This window comes from Candidatus Polarisedimenticolaceae bacterium (assembly GCA_036275915.1).
Classification (GTDB): Bacteria; Acidobacteriota; Polarisedimenticolia; order Polarisedimenticolales; family DASRJG01; genus DASRJG01.
Genome location: DASUCV010000004.1, coordinates 710,684 through 730,092, shown reverse-complemented (window position 1 = coordinate 730,092; position 19,409 = coordinate 710,684). Strand labels below are relative to the sequence as shown.

The 19,409-nt window shown below is 69.5% G+C and carries 18 protein-coding genes; 9 read left to right on the top strand and 9 right to left on the bottom strand.

Going from position 1 to position 19,409, the window contains the following annotated elements; genetic code table 11:
- Nucleotides 1-52: 52 nt before the first annotated feature.
- The 6 genes from VFV19_05495 to VFV19_05470 all read right to left on the bottom strand — a co-directional run bounded on the left by VFV19_05495 (nucleotide 53) and on the right by VFV19_05470 (nucleotide 5,811).
- On the bottom strand, nucleotides 53-1,075 hold the full coding sequence (locus VFV19_05495; GenBank protein HEX4823743.1) for a UbiA family prenyltransferase: 1,023 nt from the start codon (nucleotides 1,073-1,075) through the stop codon (nucleotides 53-55).
- Nucleotides 1,075-1,641 carry a nucleotide exchange factor GrpE gene (grpE, locus tag VFV19_05490; protein ID HEX4823742.1) on the bottom strand — a complete coding sequence of 189 codons (567 nt, stop codon included), beginning with the start codon at nucleotides 1,639-1,641 and terminating at the stop codon, nucleotides 1,075-1,077. Before grpE ends, VFV19_05495 begins: the two co-directional genes overlap by 1 nt.
- A 1-nt stretch (nucleotide 1,642) precedes the next feature.
- Nucleotides 1,643-2,497, bottom strand: coding sequence for a zinc metalloprotease HtpX (locus tag VFV19_05485; protein ID HEX4823741.1), 855 nt, complete (start codon nucleotides 2,495-2,497; stop codon nucleotides 1,643-1,645).
- 64 nt (nucleotides 2,498-2,561) lie between these two features.
- On the bottom strand, nucleotides 2,562-3,008 hold the full coding sequence (locus tag VFV19_05480; protein HEX4823740.1) for an Hsp20/alpha crystallin family protein: 447 nt from the start codon (nucleotides 3,006-3,008) through the stop codon (nucleotides 2,562-2,564).
- 5 nt (nucleotides 3,009-3,013) lie between these two features.
- Nucleotides 3,014-5,608, bottom strand: a complete 2,595-nt coding sequence (gene clpB, locus VFV19_05475) for an ATP-dependent chaperone ClpB (protein HEX4823739.1) — start codon at nucleotides 5,606-5,608, stop codon at nucleotides 3,014-3,016.
- 65 nt (nucleotides 5,609-5,673) lie between these two features.
- Nucleotides 5,674-5,811: a hypothetical protein gene (locus tag VFV19_05470; GenBank protein ID HEX4823738.1), complete on the bottom strand. Its 138-nt coding sequence runs from the start codon at nucleotides 5,809-5,811 to the stop codon at nucleotides 5,674-5,676.
- A gap of 82 nt (nucleotides 5,812-5,893) precedes the next feature.
- Here VFV19_05470 and VFV19_05465 point away from each other — a divergent pair, with 82 nt between their 5' ends.
- Entirely contained in the window at nucleotides 5,894-7,603 is a 1,710-nt protein-coding gene (locus VFV19_05465; GenBank protein HEX4823737.1) for a MopE-related protein, read from the top strand.
- Here VFV19_05465 and VFV19_05460 read toward each other — a convergent pair.
- Genes VFV19_05460 through VFV19_05450 form a run of 3 tightly spaced genes read right to left on the bottom strand, consistent with a single transcriptional unit; the run spans nucleotide 7,597 to nucleotide 10,607 of the window.
- A complete protein-coding gene (locus VFV19_05460) occupies nucleotides 7,597-8,907 on the bottom strand; it encodes a metallopeptidase TldD-related protein (GenBank protein ID HEX4823736.1) in 1,311 nt (436 codons plus the stop codon). The genes VFV19_05465 and VFV19_05460 overlap by 7 nt on opposite strands.
- A gap of 1 nt (nucleotide 8,908) precedes the next feature.
- Entirely contained in the window at nucleotides 8,909-10,414 is a 1,506-nt protein-coding gene (locus VFV19_05455; protein ID HEX4823735.1) for a metallopeptidase TldD-related protein, read from the bottom strand.
- A gap of 16 nt (nucleotides 10,415-10,430) precedes the next feature.
- Entirely contained in the window at nucleotides 10,431-10,607 is a 177-nt protein-coding gene (locus VFV19_05450; GenBank protein HEX4823734.1) for a 4Fe-4S binding protein, read from the bottom strand.
- Nucleotides 10,608-10,678: 71 nt separating this feature from the next.
- On the opposite strand from VFV19_05450, the gene VFV19_05445 reads away from it, so the two are divergent.
- From VFV19_05445 to VFV19_05410, 8 genes are read left to right on the top strand one after another with little or no spacing between them, the layout of a single operon-like run.
- On the top strand, nucleotides 10,679-12,028 hold the full coding sequence (locus VFV19_05445) for an HD domain-containing protein (GenBank protein HEX4823733.1): 1,350 nt from the start codon (nucleotides 10,679-10,681) through the stop codon (nucleotides 12,026-12,028).
- The gene (gene rpiB, locus VFV19_05440) at nucleotides 12,025-12,468 is read left to right on the top strand and encodes a ribose 5-phosphate isomerase B (protein HEX4823732.1); all 444 of its coding nucleotides are present in this window, start codon (nucleotides 12,025-12,027) and stop codon (nucleotides 12,466-12,468) included. Before VFV19_05445 ends, rpiB begins: the two co-directional genes overlap by 4 nt.
- A complete protein-coding gene (glyA, locus tag VFV19_05435; protein HEX4823731.1) occupies nucleotides 12,465-13,733 on the top strand; it encodes a serine hydroxymethyltransferase in 1,269 nt (422 codons plus the stop codon). Before rpiB ends, glyA begins: the two co-directional genes overlap by 4 nt.
- A complete protein-coding gene (locus VFV19_05430; GenBank protein HEX4823730.1) occupies nucleotides 13,733-15,625 on the top strand; it encodes an ATP-dependent DNA helicase in 1,893 nt (630 codons plus the stop codon). The genes glyA and VFV19_05430 overlap by 1 nt, the downstream gene beginning before the upstream one ends.
- 58 nt (nucleotides 15,626-15,683) lie before the next feature.
- Entirely contained in the window at nucleotides 15,684-16,088 is a 405-nt protein-coding gene (locus VFV19_05425; protein HEX4823729.1) for a type II secretion system protein GspG, read from the top strand.
- A 12-nt stretch (nucleotides 16,089-16,100) separates the two neighbouring features.
- Complete coding sequence (locus VFV19_05420; GenBank protein ID HEX4823728.1) at nucleotides 16,101-16,511, top strand: GntR family transcriptional regulator; 411 nt, start codon at nucleotides 16,101-16,103, stop codon at nucleotides 16,509-16,511.
- The gene (locus tag VFV19_05415; protein ID HEX4823727.1) at nucleotides 16,508-17,413 is read left to right on the top strand and encodes an ABC transporter ATP-binding protein; all 906 of its coding nucleotides are present in this window, start codon (nucleotides 16,508-16,510) and stop codon (nucleotides 17,411-17,413) included. Before VFV19_05420 ends, VFV19_05415 begins: the two co-directional genes overlap by 4 nt.
- Nucleotides 17,406-19,406 carry an ABC transporter permease subunit gene (locus VFV19_05410; GenBank protein ID HEX4823726.1) on the top strand — a complete coding sequence of 667 codons (2,001 nt, stop codon included), beginning with the start codon at nucleotides 17,406-17,408 and terminating at the stop codon, nucleotides 19,404-19,406. Before VFV19_05415 ends, VFV19_05410 begins: the two co-directional genes overlap by 8 nt.
- The last annotated feature ends 3 nt before the right edge of the window (nucleotides 19,407-19,409 follow it).

The following is a 19,409-nucleotide window of genomic DNA, read 5'->3' as shown; positions in this document are numbered from 1 at the left end:
GAAGAGTTTCGGAAGCTGTCCCCTCTGTGTAAGAAAAACTTGGTTACTGTCCCTAGAAGACGTAGGCCGCCGCGAAGCCGACCTGTGCGGCCATCATCATCAAGTACATGTGGGTCCACGAGGGATGGTTCTCGACCTTCGCGAGATCCTCGGGATCCTTGAGGATGAGGTAGACGGTGTAGGCGCCCCAGAGCGAGAGCCCGAAGCCGAGGCCGGTGAGGACCCAGCGATTGCCGGTGAGGATGTGGTGGCCCGGCGACCACGGGTTCGGAAGCCACGCACCGAGCGGCATGAGGAGCCACGGCACGACGAAGAATGGCGCGATCATGCGCGCCGCGCGGACGACGCCGAAGCGGATTGGCAGCGTCCGGCAGCCGGCTGCCTCGTCGCCCTTCATGTCGGAGAAGTCCTTCGTCGACGCCGCGCCGGCGAGGAACAGGAAGAAGATCGAGCCGATGAACCACGGCTCGAGGTGGAAGACCGAAGCGACCATCGACCAGCCGGCCACCTTGAGGAGGCAGCCGCGCGGAATCGCGATCGTGAGGTTGGCGAGGAACGCGTCGGCCTTCGTGCGTCCGAGCGCGGGCGCGCTGTAGATGAACGTGAAGAGCATGCCGAGGAGGAAGATCGCGAAGCACTGATGTTCGAGGAGCGGGGCCGCGAGCTTCGCGCCCCACGCCGTCCGCGGCCAGACGACGACGGCCCACGTGGGCACGACCGCGACGAGGTAGAGGACGATCGCGTAGACGAACCCGGCGCGCATCGAGATCGCGCCGGTTATGAGCGGCCGGTCCGGCTTGTTGATGCGGTCGTTCTCGAAGTCGTAGTACTGATTGATGACGTTCGACGCCGCGTTCAAGAGCGCCGCGCAGAGCGAGCCGAGGAGCACGTTGCCCACGATCGCCGCGGCGACGCGGCGCGGCTCGCCCGCCAGGACCTGCGGGTTCGACGCCGATCCCCACGCCGTGACGGCGCCCGAGATCACGCCGAGGAGCGGCGGGAGCAGGGTGAAGGGCCGGGTGAAGCGTGCGTAGAGGCGGATCGCGCTCCCGAGCCCCCGTTGCGGTTCGGCCATCAGGCCTCGGCGATGAACCGGCCGACGAGGACGCGCGCGGGACGGATGACGCGGGAGCCGAGCGCGTAGCCGGAGCGCACGACCTGGAGGACCGCGTCGTGTCGCTCCTGATCGGTCACCGGCAGGATGCCGACGGCCTCGGCGACGTTCGGATCGAACGGCTCGTTCAACGGCTCGATTCGGGTGATCCCCGCCTTCTGCAGCGCGGCGAGGAAGCGCTCGCGTGCGAGCACGACGCCCTTCAGGAACGGAGCCGCCGCGTCGATCCCGGTGCCGTGCTCGATCGCCAGGTCGAGATCGTCGATCGAATCGAGCAGATCGGCGACGACGTTCCCGAAGCGCAGCTCGACCTTGCGATCGGCGTCGCGCAGGAGGCGCTCGCGCGTCGCTTCCAGATCGGCGCGTGCCGCAACGAAGGCGCCCTGGACGTCTTGGAGCTTTCGCTCGGCCGCCTGCGCGCGCTGGCGCATCGTCTCGAGCTCTTCGTTCACGACCTCGGCGTTCTCGCCGTTGTCGCCGTCCTCATCGTCGCGGCGCGCCCCGTGGCGCTTGTCCTCGACCTTCACGTCAGCGCCCCAGGAGGCGGCGCACGCGCTCGGCGATCGGCGGGTGCGTGCTGAAGAGCTTCATGAGAGCGGACCCGGTGAACGGCGCGACGATGAACATGTGCGCCGTCGCCGGCGAGGCGTCCATCGGGATGCGCTTCGAGTAGGCGTCGAGCTTCTCGAGCGCGCGCGCCAGGCCGTAAGGCGACCCGGCGATCGCGGCGCCGGTCGCATCGGCGCCGTACTCGCGCGAGCGCGAGATCGCCATCTGGATGACGAGCGCCGCGATCGGGGCCAGGATCGCCGTCGCCAGGAGGACGAAGATGTTGCCGCTCCCGCTGCGCTCGTTGTCGCGGCCGCCGTACCCGCCGAAGATCGCGCCCCAGCGCGCCATGTGCGCGAGGAAGGTGATCGCTCCCGCGATCGTCGCCGCGACGGACGAGATGAGGATGTCGCGATTTTTGACGTGGCCGAGCTCGTGGGCGATCACGCCCTCGAGCTCCTCATCGGTCATGAGGCGCAGGATCCCGTCGGTCGCCGCGACCGCCGCGTGCTGCGGGTTGCGCCCGGTCGCAAAGGCGTTCGGAGAGTCGCCGGGGAGCAGGTACAGCTTCGGCTTCGGAAGGCCGGCGCGCGCGACGAGGCCATCGACGATCGCATGGAAGCGAGGGGCCTCGGCCGGGGAGACCTCGCGGCCGCGGTACATGGCGAGAACGATCCGGTCGGAGAACCAGTACGACGCGAAGTTCATGACGCCGGCGAGGACGAGCGCGACGATCATTCCCTGACGCCCGCCGAGCGCCCCGCCGACGGCGAGGATGAGCCCGGTCAGGAGACCGAGCAGGAGAGCGGTCTTGAGATAGTTCGTGGTGGACATGGTTTCTCTCGATTCCTCTTCGTTTCGAATTCTATCAGGCGCCGCGGGGCGCCGCGGGCGAGCGCTACTTCAGCTCGATCCGGACCCGTCCGGGGAGTGCGCCGCGGCGCTTCCGGAAGACGATCTCCAGCACGCCGTCCTTCTGGCGCGCCTCGATGCCGTGCGGGTCGACCGACGGCGGGATCGTGAGCGCGAGCCCGAACCGGCCGTGCGGCCGCTCTGCGCGCAGGAGCGCATCGCGGGTCACCGGCGGCTCGGAGAGGCGGTCGCCCCGCACGTGGACGACGCCGCTCTCGACCTCGATCGTGACGTCGCCCGGCGCGACGCCGGGCAGGTCGGCGCGGACGACGTACGCATCGCCGTCTTCCCACGCATCGACCGGCGGACGCCAGGCGCCCGACGCGTCGGACGCGGGATCGGTCGCCGCGCGGCCGAGGACGTCCTGGAAGAGCGTGTCGACGCGCTCGCGCAGATTGCGAAGGTCGCGGACCGGATCCCAGTCGGTCGCCATGCCGTTCAATTTACGACCACTTCCGCGGTATGCAGCACGATTTCATCGTTCTCGAGGCTCGCCGTGACCCGCGAGCCGGGCTTGACGGAGCCGTCCAGGAGCTTGAGCGCCAGCGGGTCCTGGATCTGCCGCTGGATCGCCCGCTTGAGCGGACGCGCGCCGAACGCCGGATCGTAGCCGTCCTCGGCGAGCTTGAACTTCGCCGTGTCGGTGACGACGAGCTCGATCCGCCGCTCGTCCAGAAGCTTCCGGAAGCGGTCGAGCTGCATGTCGACGATCGCGAGCAGATCGGTCTGATCGAGCGCGCGGAAGATCACCGTGTCGTCGATCCGGTTCAGGAACTCCGGCCGGAACGCCTCGCGGAGCGCCCGGTCGACGTGCCGCCGGATCGTGCCGGCGTCGGCGCCCGCGTTCTCGAGGATGTACGACGACGCGAGGTTCGACGTCATGATGAGGATCGTGTTCTTGAAGTCGACCGTGCGGCCGCGTCCGTCGGTGAGCCGCCCGTCGTCGAGCACCTGGAGCAGCACGTTGAAGACGTCGCCGTGCGCCTTTTCGATCTCGTCCAGGAGCACGACGGAGTACGGGCGGCGGCGCACCGCTTCGGTGAGCTGCCCGCCCTCGTCGAAGCCGACGTAGCCCGGAGGCGCCCCGATCATGCGGGCGACCGAGTGCTTCTCCATGTACTCGGACATGTCGATGCGGATCATCGCGCGCTCGTCGTCGAAGAGGGTGAAGGCGAGGGCGCGCGCCAGCTCGGTCTTGCCCACGCCGGTCGGGCCGAGGAACAAGAACGAGCCGACCGGACGGTTCGGATCCTTGAGGCCGGCGCGCGCGCGGCGGACCGCGGTCGCGACGGCGCGGACCGCCTCGTCCTGGCCGACGACCCGTGCTCGGAGCTGCTCGTCGAGATGGACGAGCTTCTGCACTTCGCCCTCGAGCATCTTCGAGACCGGGATCCCGGTCCACTTGGAGACGATCTCGGCGATGTCCTCCTCCGAGACCTCTTCCTTGAGCATCGCCCCGTCCTTCTGGATCAGGGCGAGGCGCGCGTTCTCGGCCTCGAGGTCTCTCTGGAGCTTGGGCATGACGTCGTACTGGAGCATCGAGGCGCGCTCGTACGCCGCCTCGCGCTGCGCGCGCTCGGCGTCGGTCTTCGTCTGCTCGAGCTTCTCCTTGAGCGACGCGATCTTGACGATCGAGTCCTTCTCGGCCTGCCAGCGCGACTTCGCGGCGGCGAGCGTTTCCTTCCGGTCCGCCAGCTCGCGCTCGAGCTTGCCGAGGCGCTCCTTCGAGACGAGGTCGCGCTCGCGCTTGAGCGCCTGGCGCTCGATCTCGAGCTGGGTCACGCGCCTCTGGATCTCGTCGACCTCGGCCGGGACCGAGTCGATCTCCATCTTGAGCTTCGCGGCCGCCTCGTCGACGAGGTCGATCGCCTTGTCGGGGAGGAAGCGGTCGGCGATGTAGCGGTGCGAGAGGGTCGCCGCGGCGACGATCGCGCCGTCCTGGATGCGGACGCGGTGGTGGGTCTCGTAGCGCTCCTTGAGACCGCGGAGGATCGAGATCGTGTCCTCGACCGACGGCTCGCCGACCATCACCGGCTGGAAGCGGCGCTCGAGCGCGGCGTCGCGCTCGATGTACTTGCGGTACTCGTTCAGGGTCGTCGCGCCGATGCAGCGCAGCTCGCCGCGGGCGAGCGCGGGCTTCAGGAGGTTCGCCGCGTCGACGGCGCCCTCCGCGGCCCCGGCGCCGACAAGCGTGTGCAGCTCGTCGATGAAGAGGATGACCCGACCCTCGGACTCCTGGATCTCCTTGAGGACGGCCTTCAGACGGTCCTCGAACTCGCCGCGGTACTTCGAGCCCGCGATGAGCGCGCCGAGATCGAGCGCGACGACGCGCCGGTCGCGCAGCGTCTCGGGCACGTCGCCGTCGGCGATGCGGCGGGCGATCCCCTCGACGATCGCGGTCTTGCCGACGCCGGGGTCGCCGATGAGCACCGGATTGTTCTTGGTGCGGCGTCCCAGGATCTGGATCGCGCGGCGGATCTCCTCGTCGCGGCCGATCACCGGATCCAGCTTGCCGCGCCGCGCGAGATCGGTGAGGTCCTTCGCGTATCGCTGGAGCGCCTGATACTTCGCCTCGGGATTCTGGTCGGTGACGCGGGACGCGCCCCGGACCTCGCGAAGCGCGTGGAGGATGTTGTCGGGCGTCGCGCCGAGCTGTCGCAGGATCTCGGCCGCCTCGGACTTGCCGCGGACGATCGCGAGGAGCAGGTGCTCGGTCGAGACGTACTCGTCCTGGAACTCCTTCGCCGCCTTCTCGGCGGACTGGAGGATCTCGACGACGCCGCGGGACATCCCCAGCTCCGAGCCGCCGCTGACGCGGGGGATCGAGCCGAGGCGCTCCTCGGTACGGGCGGTGACGGCGCGCGGATCGGCGCCGAGCTTCTCCAGGATCGGCGCGACGATCCCGTCCTGCTGGGACGTCAGCGCGAGCAGCAGGTGAAGCGGCCCGATCTCCGGATGGCCGTGGCTCTGGGCCGCGGCGCTCGCTTCCTGAAGGGCCTCCTGGGCCTTGATGGTGAGCCGGTCCATTCGCATGGGTTCACACCTCGAACGAGTGTTTCGACACAGGTGTGTTGCGATGGCCGGACGGCGGTGTCAAGTCAGTAGAAGTCCGCGCAGCTCACGTAGTACCCGCAGGCCGGCTGCGGGCAGACGAGCTTGCACTTTTTCTCCTGAAGCTCCGCCCCGCAGTTGGGGCAGGTCCGGACGCTGGCCTCGGCGCGCGTCTTTTCGTCCATGGGCGCCACGATAACCCACCATTCCGGTATCGACGGCAGGCGCGTTGCCGCGTACCCTTTCGGCAATCATCGTGGGGGACCCGTGGGCAAGCTCGTTCCGGCCGCCGTGCTCTTGACGGCTCTCGTGACCGCTCCGCCGGCCGCCGCCGGGGACCGCGTCCGCGCCGCCGCGCTCGTGACCTACATCCACGGGATGACCGATGAGATCGCCGCTCGGGAGGTCGGGCCCGAGGGAGTTCCGGAGCTCCTCGAGCTCCTTCAAGATCCCGGTTTTCCAAGGCGGGACAACGTCGTGGCGTTCCTCGGCCACCTCCGCTCGAAGACGGCGACCTCCGGACTCGCGGGCTTTCTGGCCCAGCCCGTCGGCGATCCCGCCGCTCCCCCCGACGACCGGGCGGTCCTCCTCGTGCCGCGCGCCCTGGGCCTCATCGCCGAGGCGGGGGATCCGGCGGCCGCGTCCGCGCTCGCGGCGATCGCCGGCGGCGACCCGGCGGTGACCGGCGCGTACGACGACGAGACCCGGGAGCTGCTCGGCCGTGAAGCCGAGCGCAGCCTGGCCGCGCTCGCGCCGGGTGCCACCTTGAAGCCCTCGTCGTTCCCGGCACCGCTCGACGGGAAGGCGCTCGCCTCGCCGGCGCCGGCGAACCCGGCGGCGGTCGCCTATGTCGAGGACACGTCGCCCCGCGGCGTCGCCGCGAACCTGACCTACGCCAACCACGCGGCGGTCGCGATCAGCCCGCAGTATGGGATGCGCGACGCCGTCGCGAAGCAGCTCCTCGGCGAGGCGGCGCTCATCTCCGGCAGGGCCGATTTCTACAACGACGTCGCCTGCTGCAGCGAGCTGCACCTGGGCGCCCCGGGCGGAACGTTCGGGACGCTCACCGACGGCAACGACATCATCAACGACGAGAGCCAGCTCGAGGCGGTTCTGAAAGCCGGCACGCAGCGCATCAAGATCGTGCGGATCATCAACTGGTGCGACGGTGTCGGGGGGACGAACGTCATCGGCTGCTCGCTCGTCAACGGCTTCGGCATGATCCTCGTGCGGATCCCCGAGCACGAGTCGATGCTCTGGCTGCACGAGTTCGGTCACAATATCGGGCTCGAGCACGCCTCGCTCTCGAACTACGTCATGTATCCGTACCTCACGGGGGACAACCTCGGGCTCCAAGCGTTCGAATGCCTCCGATTCCACAACCCGCCGGCCGCCTCGCGCGCGGCCGAGATCGATACCGGCGTCTGCGCCGATGTCGATCAGGACGGCGTCGTCGACCGGATCGACGACTGTCCGGGGGTCCAGAACAACGATCAGATCGACGACGACGGCGACGGGCTCGGCAGCGCCTGCGACAACTGCCCGGGGACACCGAACCCGGCCCAGACCGACATCGATCACGACGGTTATGGCGACGCGTGCGACAGCTGCATCGACGTCGACGGCGACGGCGCCGGCCGAGCTCCCGCAACAGGATGCCCGCTCGACTGCAACGACACCAACCCGGCGATCCACCCCGGCGCGCTCGACCTCTGCGACGGCGTCGACGACGACTGCAACGGCGTGAAGGACGACGCGGTGTGCTCCCGATTCGCCCTCGCCGGGCAGTCCCGCGTCGACGGCATCACCTTGGCGACGATGGGCCGCTCGTTCGGCGCATGCTCGCAGGACCCGGCCGGCGAGCCGTGGGGGCGCCTCGATTACAACGGCGACAAGTGCCTCGACGGCGACGACCTCGCGGTGTTGACCTTGGCCTTCGGCTGCACCGGCGAGCAGCGCGTCTGCCCGAATCACTGAGCGTCGAAGCGGCACCGCACGAGGAGCCCCGGGGTCGTCTCCCCGGGGAAGCGGACGAAGGCGAGATCGTCGGAGCGGAGCAGCTCGAAGAGATTCCCGGAGACGGTGCCGCGGAGGCGGCCTTCGAAACCGTTCGCCCCGATCGCGAGCGACTGCGGGGCCGAGAGCGAGAAGTCGCCGCTCGTGAAGTCCTGCGTGTGCACGCCGAGGACGCCGAGGACGAGCACGCCGCCGGCCGCGGCGCCGAGCGCCGCCGGCTCGTCGATCGCCAACGCGCCCTCGAAGAAGAGCGTGTCCATCGCCGCGGGAGGTGCGTTCGGCGGAAGGCCGAGGCGGCGCGCGTACTTGAGGTCGAGCATCGGGGTCGCGAGACGGCCGCGGTCGATCAGCGTGACCGGTGCTGCGGGCACGCCTTCGCGCGTGAACCGGTAGGCGCCGCTGGCGAACGGGACGAGCGGGTCGGTCCGCAGCGTGAGGTCCGGTCGTAACGACGCGAAGCCGGAGCCGAACTGCGCGCGCGTGAACGCGCCGGTGCCGTGCGCGACCTGCTCGCCGTCCAAGTTGTGGAGGAGGACGGCGAGCACGTAGTCCTCGACGACGCCGGGATGGAACAGAACCGGAACGACGCCCCCCGGCCGCGCCGGTGCGGTGCCGCGCAGGGCGAGGACGAGCGTGACGAGGCGATCGAGGCGCAGGGCGAACTCCTCGAACGGCTCGAGGCGTCGCCCCGATTTCCCCGCGCCGACGCTCTCGCCGTCGAAGCTCACGCTCCACGAGGTCGACGTTCCCTCCGCCTCGACGTCGAGCCCGGCGGAGGTGAGGAGGCGCGTATTCCCGTGCGCGGCCTGCATCGAGCCGCTCCACGTCTTGAGGCCATGATCCGCGAGGCGCGCGCGGATGGCCTCGAGCCGAGGGACGAACGGGTCGATCGCACCCTCGGCGAGCTTCACCGTGCCGGGGTCGAGGGTCGGCACGTCGGGAAACGCCGACGGTCCGAGGATGGTCCGCGCGTCGGGGTCGTCGTAGGCGGCAGCCAGCGCCGATGCAAGGACCGGATGCGGGTCGGACTCGATCGCGCGGCGCTCCATGACGCCGCGGCTCACGCGGCCGTCGTCCCACACGAGCTTGAAGCGGGCGTTAAGCGAGTCGGAGAGGCTCACGGGCGCGTGCGGCCCGCCGGTCTCCCGGTCCTTCGTGCCGATGACGAGCCGGCGAATCGTCGTGATGTCGAAGTTGAAGCCGGCAATCGCGCGGCCCTGAGGGCGCGCCGTGCGGAGGGCCGTGAGGAGCGCCGCGACCTCCATGTCACCGTCCGCCGAGGCGCACGCCCGGATCGGGATCGAGAACGAGGAAGTAGTGGCTGCCCCCGGAGGAGGGGACGCTCTGGCCCCACTTGCCGCAGCTCCCGATCGCGTCGAGCTTGAGCGGGCCGAAGCCTTCGCGGACCGCGCCGAGAGCACCGAACATCGACCCGGAGAAGATGGCGGGCTTGTGCAGGACGACCTCGTCCGGGCCGAGCGCGTAGATCGCCTTGCAGTTGAAGACGAAGTCGCCGGTCGGCGGGTTGACCTGACCGCCGCCGTAGCCGGAGAGGAACGCGACGCGGCGATGGCGCGAGAAGATTCCCGCGTCCCCGAGGAGATCGCGCACGCGCTCGGCGGAGTAATCCTCGAAGGCCCCCGGGGCGGGAAGCGGATCGTCGAGCTCGATCCGGATGTTCGACATGCGGGGAAGCGGTGCGGAGCGGAACGACTCGGCGCGGTCGGCGCCGGTGAGCGCCGTTCCGGCGCCGCGCGCGGACCACGCGTCGGTGAGCGCGTCCCTCAAGCGTCCATGATCGACGATCGTCGCGCGGCGGCGGGGTGACCCGGTCGCCGAGTACGGCTGCCACGCGAAGTCGCCCTGCACCGGCTCGTCGATCACCGAGACGTGCGCCGGGCCGACGGTGTCGCCGGAGCGGAACCGACCGTCGCGCGCGAGGACCGAAGAACGGAACCCGTCGGCTTCGGATGCGTGTCCGAACGCCTCGTGCGCCAGCCCCTTGGCGAGCGCGTAGTCGATGACGAGCGGGAACGAGCCCGCGGGATGGGTCGGCGCGTCGGGCAGCGCCGCGGCGAGGCTGCCCGCGGCGCGCGCGCGGGCGAGGAACGTCGCGACGGCGGCCGGATCGTCGAACATCCGTGGGCTCGGGTCGGCGAGCGAGGCGCCGACGGTGTGGCGCGCGTCGCCCGAGGAGCTCAGCGACGCCCGCAGGACGCAGCGCGGGACCGCGAAGAGCACGTCGGCGCCGTCGGACCGCAGGATGCGCCACACCTCGAGGACCGCCTGGAAGGCGAGCGTCGTCGTGACGCCCGGAAGATCCGACGTCAGCTCGCGCTCGAGCGCGACGAGACGCGCCGACGCGGCGTCGAGGTCGAGCGCGTCGAAGGCGGCGATGCCGGCGGGGAGGTCGCGCGCGGTCGACGGGGCGTCGGGCGCGAAGGAGCCGCCGGCGACCCCGAGCGCGCCGCCGGAGGAGGCGGCGTCGATCGTCGCGTCGAGGAGCGCCGCGGAAGGCTCGGGACCGAAGTCGTCGCGGCTTCCGAATGCGCTGCGGCCGTCGTCCAGGACGGCGTGGACTCCGTGGCCGGAGCCCTGGGCGACGACCGCTTCCTCGACGCGCCCGGAGCGCACGAGAAGGCGCGCCGCCCTCGTGGCCTGCGCGCGCCAGATGAGGAACGCGCCGCGGGCCTGCGCGCGCGCGATCAGCGCCTTGGCGAGGTCGGTCTGGGCTTCGAGCTCGGTGACGATCGTGGAGGCGGGGCCGGCCATGAGGACCGCATTCTAGTCAATCGACGTCGATCGCCCCCGCGATGCAGACTTCGGCGCACTTCCAGCACGAGGTGCAGGCCAGGTTGTTCACGATGACGGGCCGCCCCTCGTGGATCTCGATGACGTTCTCGGGACAGACCAGCTCGCACGCGCCCGAGCTCTCGCACTGATCGGTGTCGATGACGATCGGCATGGTCCCTCCGTCGCTGCAAACGTAGGGTCCGTTTGGAGCCCTTTCAAGCCGGGGTGTAGCATCCGCTCTTCATGGCCGAAAGCATGCGTCAGACGATGGAACGCGAGGAGGACGCGCGTCTGGCGCCCTATGCGCTCCGGTCGTCCGAGGGCGTGCGCCGCCACCCTCTCGAGGACGACGGGCGCGCCTTCGACTACCGGACGGCCTACCAGCGCGACCGCGACCGGATCGTCTACTCGCGCGCTTTCCGCCGCCTGCGGCACAAGGCGATCGCCGGCATCCTCCCCGCCTACGAAGACCACCGCAGGAACCGGCTGACGCACACGCTCGAGGTCACGCAGGTCGCCCGCACGATCGGCCGCGCGCTCCGCTTGAACGAGGACCTCGTCGAGGCGACGGCGCTCGGCCACGATCTCGGCCAGCCTCCGTTCGGCCCCGCCGGTGTCCAGGCGATCGACGATCTCCTCGCCGGGAGACGCGACGGGCGCGGCGGGCCCGGGCTCGGAGATCGCGGCGGCTTCTCGCCGGCGTGGCAGGGGCTACGCGTCGTCGACCTCCTCGAGAAGCGCTACGGCCACCCGGGCCTGAACCTCACCGACGCGACCCGCGAGGGGATCGTGAAGGCGGGGGGCGCTCCGCTCGCGGAAGAGCCCGCTCCCGAGGGATTGCGCTGGGGGATGCCGCCGCTCTTCGAGGCGCAAGTGGTCGCCCTCGCGGTGCGTCTCGCGTCGGCGCTCCACGATCTCGACGACGCGCTCCAGGCGGGGACCGCCGGCCTCGCCGAGGTCGAGAAGCTCGGCGCCATCCGCGAGCTGAAGCGGAAGCTCGGTGCGCGCTACCCGCGCGGCGGCGGCCGATTCGCGGCGGCGAACGCGATCCACCGCGGCCTCACGCACCTCCTCGTGACCGGCGCGATCCTGGCCTCGCAGGCGAGCCTCGCCAAGTGGAAGACCGCGCACAAGATCTCGAGCCCGAAGGCGTTTCGCGAGAAGCGGGACGAGGCGGTGACGGGCGAGGAGATCGCCCTTCCGGCGGGAGGCGAGTCGCTCGTCTCGGAGCTCGAACGGTTCCTCACCGCGCGCCTCCACCGCGGGGAAGCCGAACGGGTCGAGGCCCGGGGCCGCCGCGTCGTCCTCGGCCTCTTCGCCGCCTACTTCGCCGACCCTGCGCTCCTGGACGACCACGTCCTCTTCCGGATGAAGGAAACCGCCGGCGTGAGGTACTTTAGGGACCTGTCCCGCGAGCACCGGGAGCGGGAGGCCAAGGCATATCGAGCGGACCACCGTTACACGCGGCTTCTGGCCGATCACCTCGCCGCGATGACCGACGGTTACGCTCTGGCGGAGCACGCACGGCTCGCCGAGATGGGAGCCGTGCCGATCCCGAGCCTGGAGCAGCTCCGGAGGGAGGACCAGCCATGAAGATCGCGGCGGGGGCCGATCACGCGGGGTTCGAAGCGAAAGAGCAGCTCAAGAAGTGGCTCGTGGCGCACGGTCACGAGGTCGACGATCACGGCACCGACGGGCTCGCGTCGGTCGATTACCCGGACTTCGCGGCACGCGTGGCGCGCGCGGTCGTCCAGGGCCGCGCGGAGCTCGGCCTCCTCATCTGCGGCACGGGCATCGGCATGTCGATCGCCGCGAACAAAGTCCGCGGGATCCGCGCCGCGCACTGCACCGACCCTTATCAAGGCCGCGTCGCGCGCCAGCACAACGACGCCAACATCATCTGCCTCGGCGGACGCGTCTCGGGGATGGGCGTCATGGAAGACACGCTCGAGGCGTTCCTCACCCACACCTTCGAGGGCGGCCGGCACGCTCGTCGAACGGAGAAGATCGCCCAGCTTCAGGAGACCCCATGAGCGACCCGACGAAGAGCCTCCGCGCGCAAGACCCCGCCGTCGCCGACGCGATCCTCCACGAGACCGAGCGCCAGTCGAAGGGGCTCGAGCTCATCGCCTCCGAGAACTTCGTGAGCGAAGCGGTGCTCGAGGCCGCGGGCTCGGTCTTCACGAACAAGTACGCCGAGGGATATCCCGGGCGGCGCTACTACGGCGGCTGCGAGTTCACCGACGTCGTCGAGCGGCTCGCGATCGATCGCGCGAAGCAGCTCTTCGGCGCGGAGCACGCGAACGTACAACCGCACTCCGGCAGCCAGGCGAACCAGGCGGTTTACATGACGGCGCTCCAGCCGGGGGACACGGTGCTCGGCATGGACCTCTCCCACGGCGGCCACCTGACGCACGGCCATCCGCTCAACCTCTCGGGAAAGCTCTACAAGTTCGTCGCCTACGGCGTCCGCAAGGAGGACGAACGGCTCGACTACGACCGGCTCGATGAGCTTGCCAAGGAGCACAAGCCGAAGCTGATCGTCTGCGGCGCCTCCGCGTACCCGCGGACGATCCACTTCGACAAGATCGCCGCGATCGCGCACGCGCACGGCGCCAAGGTCATGGCCGACATGGCGCACATCGCGGGGCTCGTCGCGACGGGCCACCACCCGAGCCCGGTCCCGCACTGCGACTTCGTCACCACGACGACGCATAAGACTCTGCGCGGACCGCGCGCCGGCCTCGTCCTCTGCAAAGCGGAGCACGCCAAGGAGCTGGACAAGGTCGTCTTCCCCGGCATCCAGGGCGGCCCGCTCGTCCACATCGTCGCCGCGAAGGCGGTCGCCTTCGGCGAGGCGCTCGATCCGTCGTTCAAGGTCTACATCGGGCGCGTCGTCGCGAACGCTGCGCGTCTCGCCGCGGCAGTCGCCTCGCACGGTTACCGACTCGTCTCCGGCGGCACCGACAACCACCTCTTCCTGATGGACGTCTTCTCGAGGTCGATCACCGGCAAGGTCGCCGAGAAGGCGCTCGAGAAGGCCGCGATCACCGTCAACAAGAACACGATCCCGTTCGACACGAACTCGCCGATGGTCGCGAGCGGGATCCGGATCGGGACCGCCGCCGTGACGACACGCGGGATGGGCGAGCCCGAGATGGACCAGATTGCCGCGTTGATCGCCCGAGCGCTCGACGCGAGGGACGACGAGGCGGCGCTCAAACATCTCGCCGGCGAGGTCGAGGCGCTCACCGCCCGGTTCCCGCTCTACGCGTCGCGGCTTCCCGCGCGGGCCTGATGGCGTCGTCCGACTTCTTCGCGCCCGGAGGCGGCCTCGCCTCCGTGCACCCGACGTACGAGCACCGGGAAGGCCAGTCGAAGATGGCCCAGGCGGTCGCCCGCATCCTCGAGGACGGCGGCCGTCTCATGGTCGAGGCGGGAACCGGTACGGGGAAGACGTTCGCGTATCTCATCCCGGCGATCGCGTCGGGGCGGCGGATCGTCGTCTCGACCGGGACGCGGAACCTCCAGGACCAGATCTTCCGGAAGGATTTGCCGTTCCTGAGCGAACGCGCGGGGCTCAAGGTCTCCGCGTGCCTCATGAAGGGCCGCGACAACTACCTTTGCCGGACGCGCTTCGACGCGTTCGCGCACGAGCCCCTCCTCGAGGTCCGGGACGAGCGCCGCTTCCTGCCGGTGCTCGCGGCGTGGAGCCGGACGACCGACAGCGGCGACCGGGCGGAGGTCGCCGAGCTTCCCGACGATCTCCGCTTCTGGCGCGACATCAACGCGCGCGCGGACACCTGCACCGGCTCGAAGTGCCCCGAATACGAGATGTGCTGGCTGACGAAGGTGAAGCGCCGCGCGCAGCAGGCGCAGATCGTCGTCGTCAACCACCATCTCTTCTTCGCCGATCTCGCCGTGCGGAGCGCGTACGGCGCGGTGCTCCCCGACTACGACACGGTCATCTTCGACGAGGCGCATCAGCTCGAGGAGATCGCCACGCTCTACTTCGGCACGACCGTGTCGGCGAACCAGATCGAGGAGCTGGCGCGCGACGTCGAACGGGCGGCGGCGAAGTCAGGCGGGCCGGCGAAGGGCGGAGGCGGAGCGTCGGTTCTCCGCGACGCGGCGCGGACCTTCTTCGCGCCGGTCAAGGATGCGCTGAGAAGCGCCTCGGGGCGCCAGCGCTTCGAGCCGCCGAGCCGCGGCGGCGTCGATCTCGACGAGGAGTGGCTCACGCTCTCTCGGGCGCTCGACGACGTCGCCGATCCGAAGTTCGAGGCGGTCGAGCAGCGCGCCCGCGACCTCAAGGACACGATCGCCGGCGTGATCAAGCGCGACGCGCCCGGCTACGTCTACGGCATGGAGGCGAGGGGGCGCGGCAACGTGATCCTCTCGGCGGCGCCGATCGAGGTCGGCAACCTTCTCGAGACATCGCTCTTCGATCGTCTCCACGCCTGCGTGCTCACGTCGGCGACGCTCTCCGTCGGCGGCTCGTTCGACTTCTTCAAGAAGCGGCTCGGCTTGAGCGACGTGGAAACCATGGTGGTCGAGTCGCCGTTCGACCATGCGCGCCAGGCGGTGCTCTACCTGCCGAAGGCGATGCCGGAGCCGCGCGAGCCCGCGTTCTTCGCACGCGCGATGGCCGAGATCGAATCGCTGCTCGCCCTCACCGACGGACGCGCGTTCCTCCTCTTCACGAGCCACCAGGCGCTCGCGCGCGCGACCGAGCACCTCCAGCGTTCCGGCCGGTGGCCCCTCCTCGTCCAGGGGGAGGGGAGCAAGGTCGCCCTCGTCGAGCGCTTCAAGGCGACGCCGCGCGCCGTCCTCCTCGGCACGAGCTCCTTCTGGCACGGCGTCGACGTCCCGGGCGAGGCGCTCTCGCTCGTCGTCATCGACAAGCTGCCGTTCGACGTGCCGACCGACCCGCTCGTCGCCGCGCGCATCGAGCGCATCCGCGAGAACGAGGGGAACCCCTTCGCCGAGTACCAGACGCCGATGGCGGTCCTCGACCTGAAGCAGGGTCTCGGCCGTTTGCTCCGCAGCCGCGGCGACCGGGGAATCCTCGCCGTCCTCGACCCTCGCCTGCTCACGAAGTCCTACGGGAAGACCTTCCTCAAGTCCCTTCCGCCCTTCCCCGTCGTTCGGGAACTGACTGCCGCCGAAAATTTCTTCAAGACCGCTTGACCGGCTGCAAAAGGCTTGTATATTGTCCTAGGACATTAGGACAATAAGGGAGCCGGTCATGAAAGCTGCCCTGATCCTCGGCCTTCTTCTGGCGGCAGTCCCGCAACCATCCATTCCAACCGATGCCGAGCGCGCCCGATGGACGATGGACGACATGCGCACTCTCGCCACCGCGATCGAGGCCTACGCGGTCGACCACAAGACCTACCCGGTCGGCAGCTCGCTCGCCGCGATCGTCGCCACGATCGAACCGATCTACGTGAGCAAAGCGCCGACGCGCGACGCGTGGGGCCACGACTTCCTCTACACCTGCAAGGACGGTCAGGCCTACACGATCGTCAGCACCGGCGCCGACGGCGTCGCCGATCCGGCAAGCTGGTCCCGCCCTGCAAAGCTCGACGCGTTCACCGAAGACGCGGTCCTCACGTCCGGCAAGATGGATCGTTCCTGGGCGTATCGCTGAGGCGCCACGCGCATGATTCCCGACCTCGACCCCCAGAGTCCCGTTCCGCTCTACCTGCAGATCGTGGAGCAGGTGAGGCGTCTCGTCGCCCTGGGCGCCCTCAAGCCCGGCGACCGCTTCCTCACCGTGCGCGAGCTCGGGACGCGGGCGCGCGTCAACCGGAACACCGCGGCACGTGCGATCGCCGAGCTCGAGCGGGACGGCGTGGTGAGGACGCGCGTGGGGCAGGGGACGTTCATCGCCGACGGCGCGCCGTCGATGGGCAAGAAGGAGCGTGACGCCGCGATCGACGCCGCGCTCGACACGCTCCTCGTCGAGGCCCACGCGCTCGGCATTCCCGACGAGGAGCTCGGCTGGCGTCTCCATCGGAAGATCGAGCACTTCGCCCGCTCGCGACGAGAGGCGGGGAAGGAGTCCGCATGAGCGACCCGGCCGTCGTCTTCGAGAAGGTCACGCGCCGCTTCGGCAAGACCACGGCGCTCGACGGCGTCGTCTTCGACGTGCCGCCCGGCGCCGTCCTCGGCCTCATCGGAAGGAACGGCGCCGGCAAGACGACGGCGCTCCGCCTCGCCCTCGGCACGCTCTGGCCCGACACCGGCCGCGTTCGAACGCTCGGGCTCGACCCGGTCACGCAAGGTCTGGAAGTGAGAACGCGTGCCGCGCTTCTCTCAGAAGAGTCCGCGCTCTATCCGTGGATGACGATCGCCGAGATCGTCGCGTTCGCGTCGCGCCTCCATCCGCGCTGGGATCCTTCGATCGCCTCACGGTTGTCGAATGATCTCGACCTCGATCCCACGAAGAAGATCAAGACCCTTTCACGTGGAACGCGCGCGAAGGTCGCGCTTCTTCTCGCCGTCGCGGCTCGGCCTGAGCTGCTTCTCCTCGACGATCCGACGGCGGGACTCGATCCGCTCGTCCGCCGCGAAGTTCTCGACAACATCCTTCAGTCGGTCGCCGACGCCGGCGGCTCCGTCATCTACGCCTCGCATCTCGTCCACGACGTCGAGCGCGTCGCCGATCGCATCGTCGTCCTCGACGGCGGAAAGATCCGGCTCGCGGGCGAGCTCGAGACGCTGAAAGCCGGGATCAAGCGCGCCCGCGCCGTCTTTGACGACGACGCGCCGCGGACCACGCAAGGCGGATGGCTCGACGTCCAGGCCGACGGGCGCGTTCTCACCGTGACCGCGGAGGCGACCGACGGGGAGCTGGAAGCCTCATTACGAAGGCTCGGCGCGCGCGACATCACCGTCGAGCCCCTTCCTCTCGAAGAAATCCTCGTCGCGCTCCTGCGCGGCGAGCGCGCGCCGGAGGCCGCCCATGTTTAGAGCGCTCTTCTGGAAGGAATGGCGTCAGCTCGCGCTGGTGCGCTGGGGTGGGATCGCGATCGGCGTCTTGTTACCCCTTGCGTTCCTCGCCGGCGCGGAGATGGCGAAGCGCGGCGTGCTGCCGACGGGGAGCATCGACCGGTACCAACCCGCCGATGTGCTCTATGAAATCGTTCCAACCGCCATGGCCATCGCACTGTGGCCGCTCATCGCTCTTATGAGCGCGGCCCAGGCAATCGCCGGCGACCGCAGCGCCGGGACCGAGTCGTTCCTCCTCGAGCGTCCGATCACCCGCTCGAGCGTGTGGCGCGCAAGGATCGCCTCCGCGGCCGTGAACCTTGTCTTCGTCATCGTTGTGACCGCGGGTCTAGGTTCTCTCATCGCCAAAGTGTCCGCCGCGCCGTCCCAAGGTTGGGAGCGCTGGACCCAATCGATTCTCGCCGGTCCCGCGGTTGCCGCGCTCGCGATGCTCGGTGGATTGATCGCGGCATCTCTCATCGCCTCGCCGATGGCCGCGGTCCTCGGCGGGGCCGTTCTCGGCGCACTGCCGGCACTCCTCGCGGCTCAACTCATCGCGGGGTTTCCCCACGCGACGATCGGCCCCGTCCCTCTGGGCCTCGTGTTGCCCGTGCTGCTTCTGCCGGCCTACGTCGTCGCCTCGTGGACGGCCTCTTGCCGAGGAGAGCCGGCAGGACGAGGTCGGGTAAAGCGCGGCCTCCTCACGACGGGATCAACATTGGCCTTGATCGGTGGTCTCTTCGTCGTTGTCGCGCCGGTCTCAGTAAGGGCGCGAGCGGCTCGGGGTTGGCATGCCATCGAGCTCGATCGACAAGGACGATCTGCGTTCGTCGGCTCGTCGTCAGAGTACGGCGGCGGCGGCGGATGGCTCGTCGATCTCGCGTCCTCGCGAAAAACGGGGTTCGTGCCGCCTCCATTCCGTGACGTCGCGTTCCAACCCGAAGGAGACCTCGTCGCGATTCTCACCTGGTCCGCACCGCTCGGAGGAGAGACGAAGCGCGATAGGATCGAGCTGCGACAGGCTTCGACGGGACGGCTCGAACGTTCCATCGGCACTCCGGGCGACGAGCCCGTGATGGCGGTCGGCTGGGTCGATCGGGCTGTAGTGGTCCTCATCACCCGTAACACGACGCCGAACGGCCACACCTATGAGGTCCTGGCGGCGAATCCCTTGAGCAATGACTCCTGGCGGTCACTCGGCTTGGTCCAATCCGAATGGGCGGCCTTCACGGCGCCGCGGCACGATGGCCGGTTGTTCCTGCGCACGAGCGGCGACCTCATCGATGCGGGGGGCGTTCGAAGAATTCGCGGTTACCACCTGCGCCCGATCGAGGCCGGCCTCCGTCGAATCGGGGAACCGATCAGCGATGCGTCAGGAAAGCCGATCGAGTTCGCGAGCTGGTTGGCTGGGCTGTCTCCCAGCGGGAAGCTCGGAACCACCGCGACCACGGTGGATCTTCACTCCGATCGAAGTGGAATCGCCGTGACGGACCTAGCGACCGGATCGGTCCGGGTCGTCGATTCATCGGTGAACGATGAGCAGTGGCTTTCGGGAGACCGCCTGGTTTGGCTGGAGAACGAGGGTGCGGGGGGCAGTCGCGTACGTCTCCGATCGATGGGGAGCGATGGAAAGATCGTCACGCTCCGAGCTTGGCGCAACGCGGCTGTGCGCATTCAGGTGTCACCTCTCGGCGAGGCCGTCTATCTCAGCGCTCACGAGCTGGCCCCCGGGCACGGCAAGGCGCTCGATCCGGGCGATCCTGAAGGGACCGTCCCCGAACACGGCATTCTGAGGGTGGCGGAAGGAAAGTGGTTCTCCATCAATCCGGCGTGCAGTGAGGCCGAGGAGTGCACAACCACTTGGGCGAGTGAGAGAACCCTTGCCCGGATCGGGCCCGGGTTTCTCGCCTTCGAAGACATCGACCACCCGGGCGTCAAGCGCTTCGTCCTCGGGTCGGAGGCTGACCTCCGCTAGACT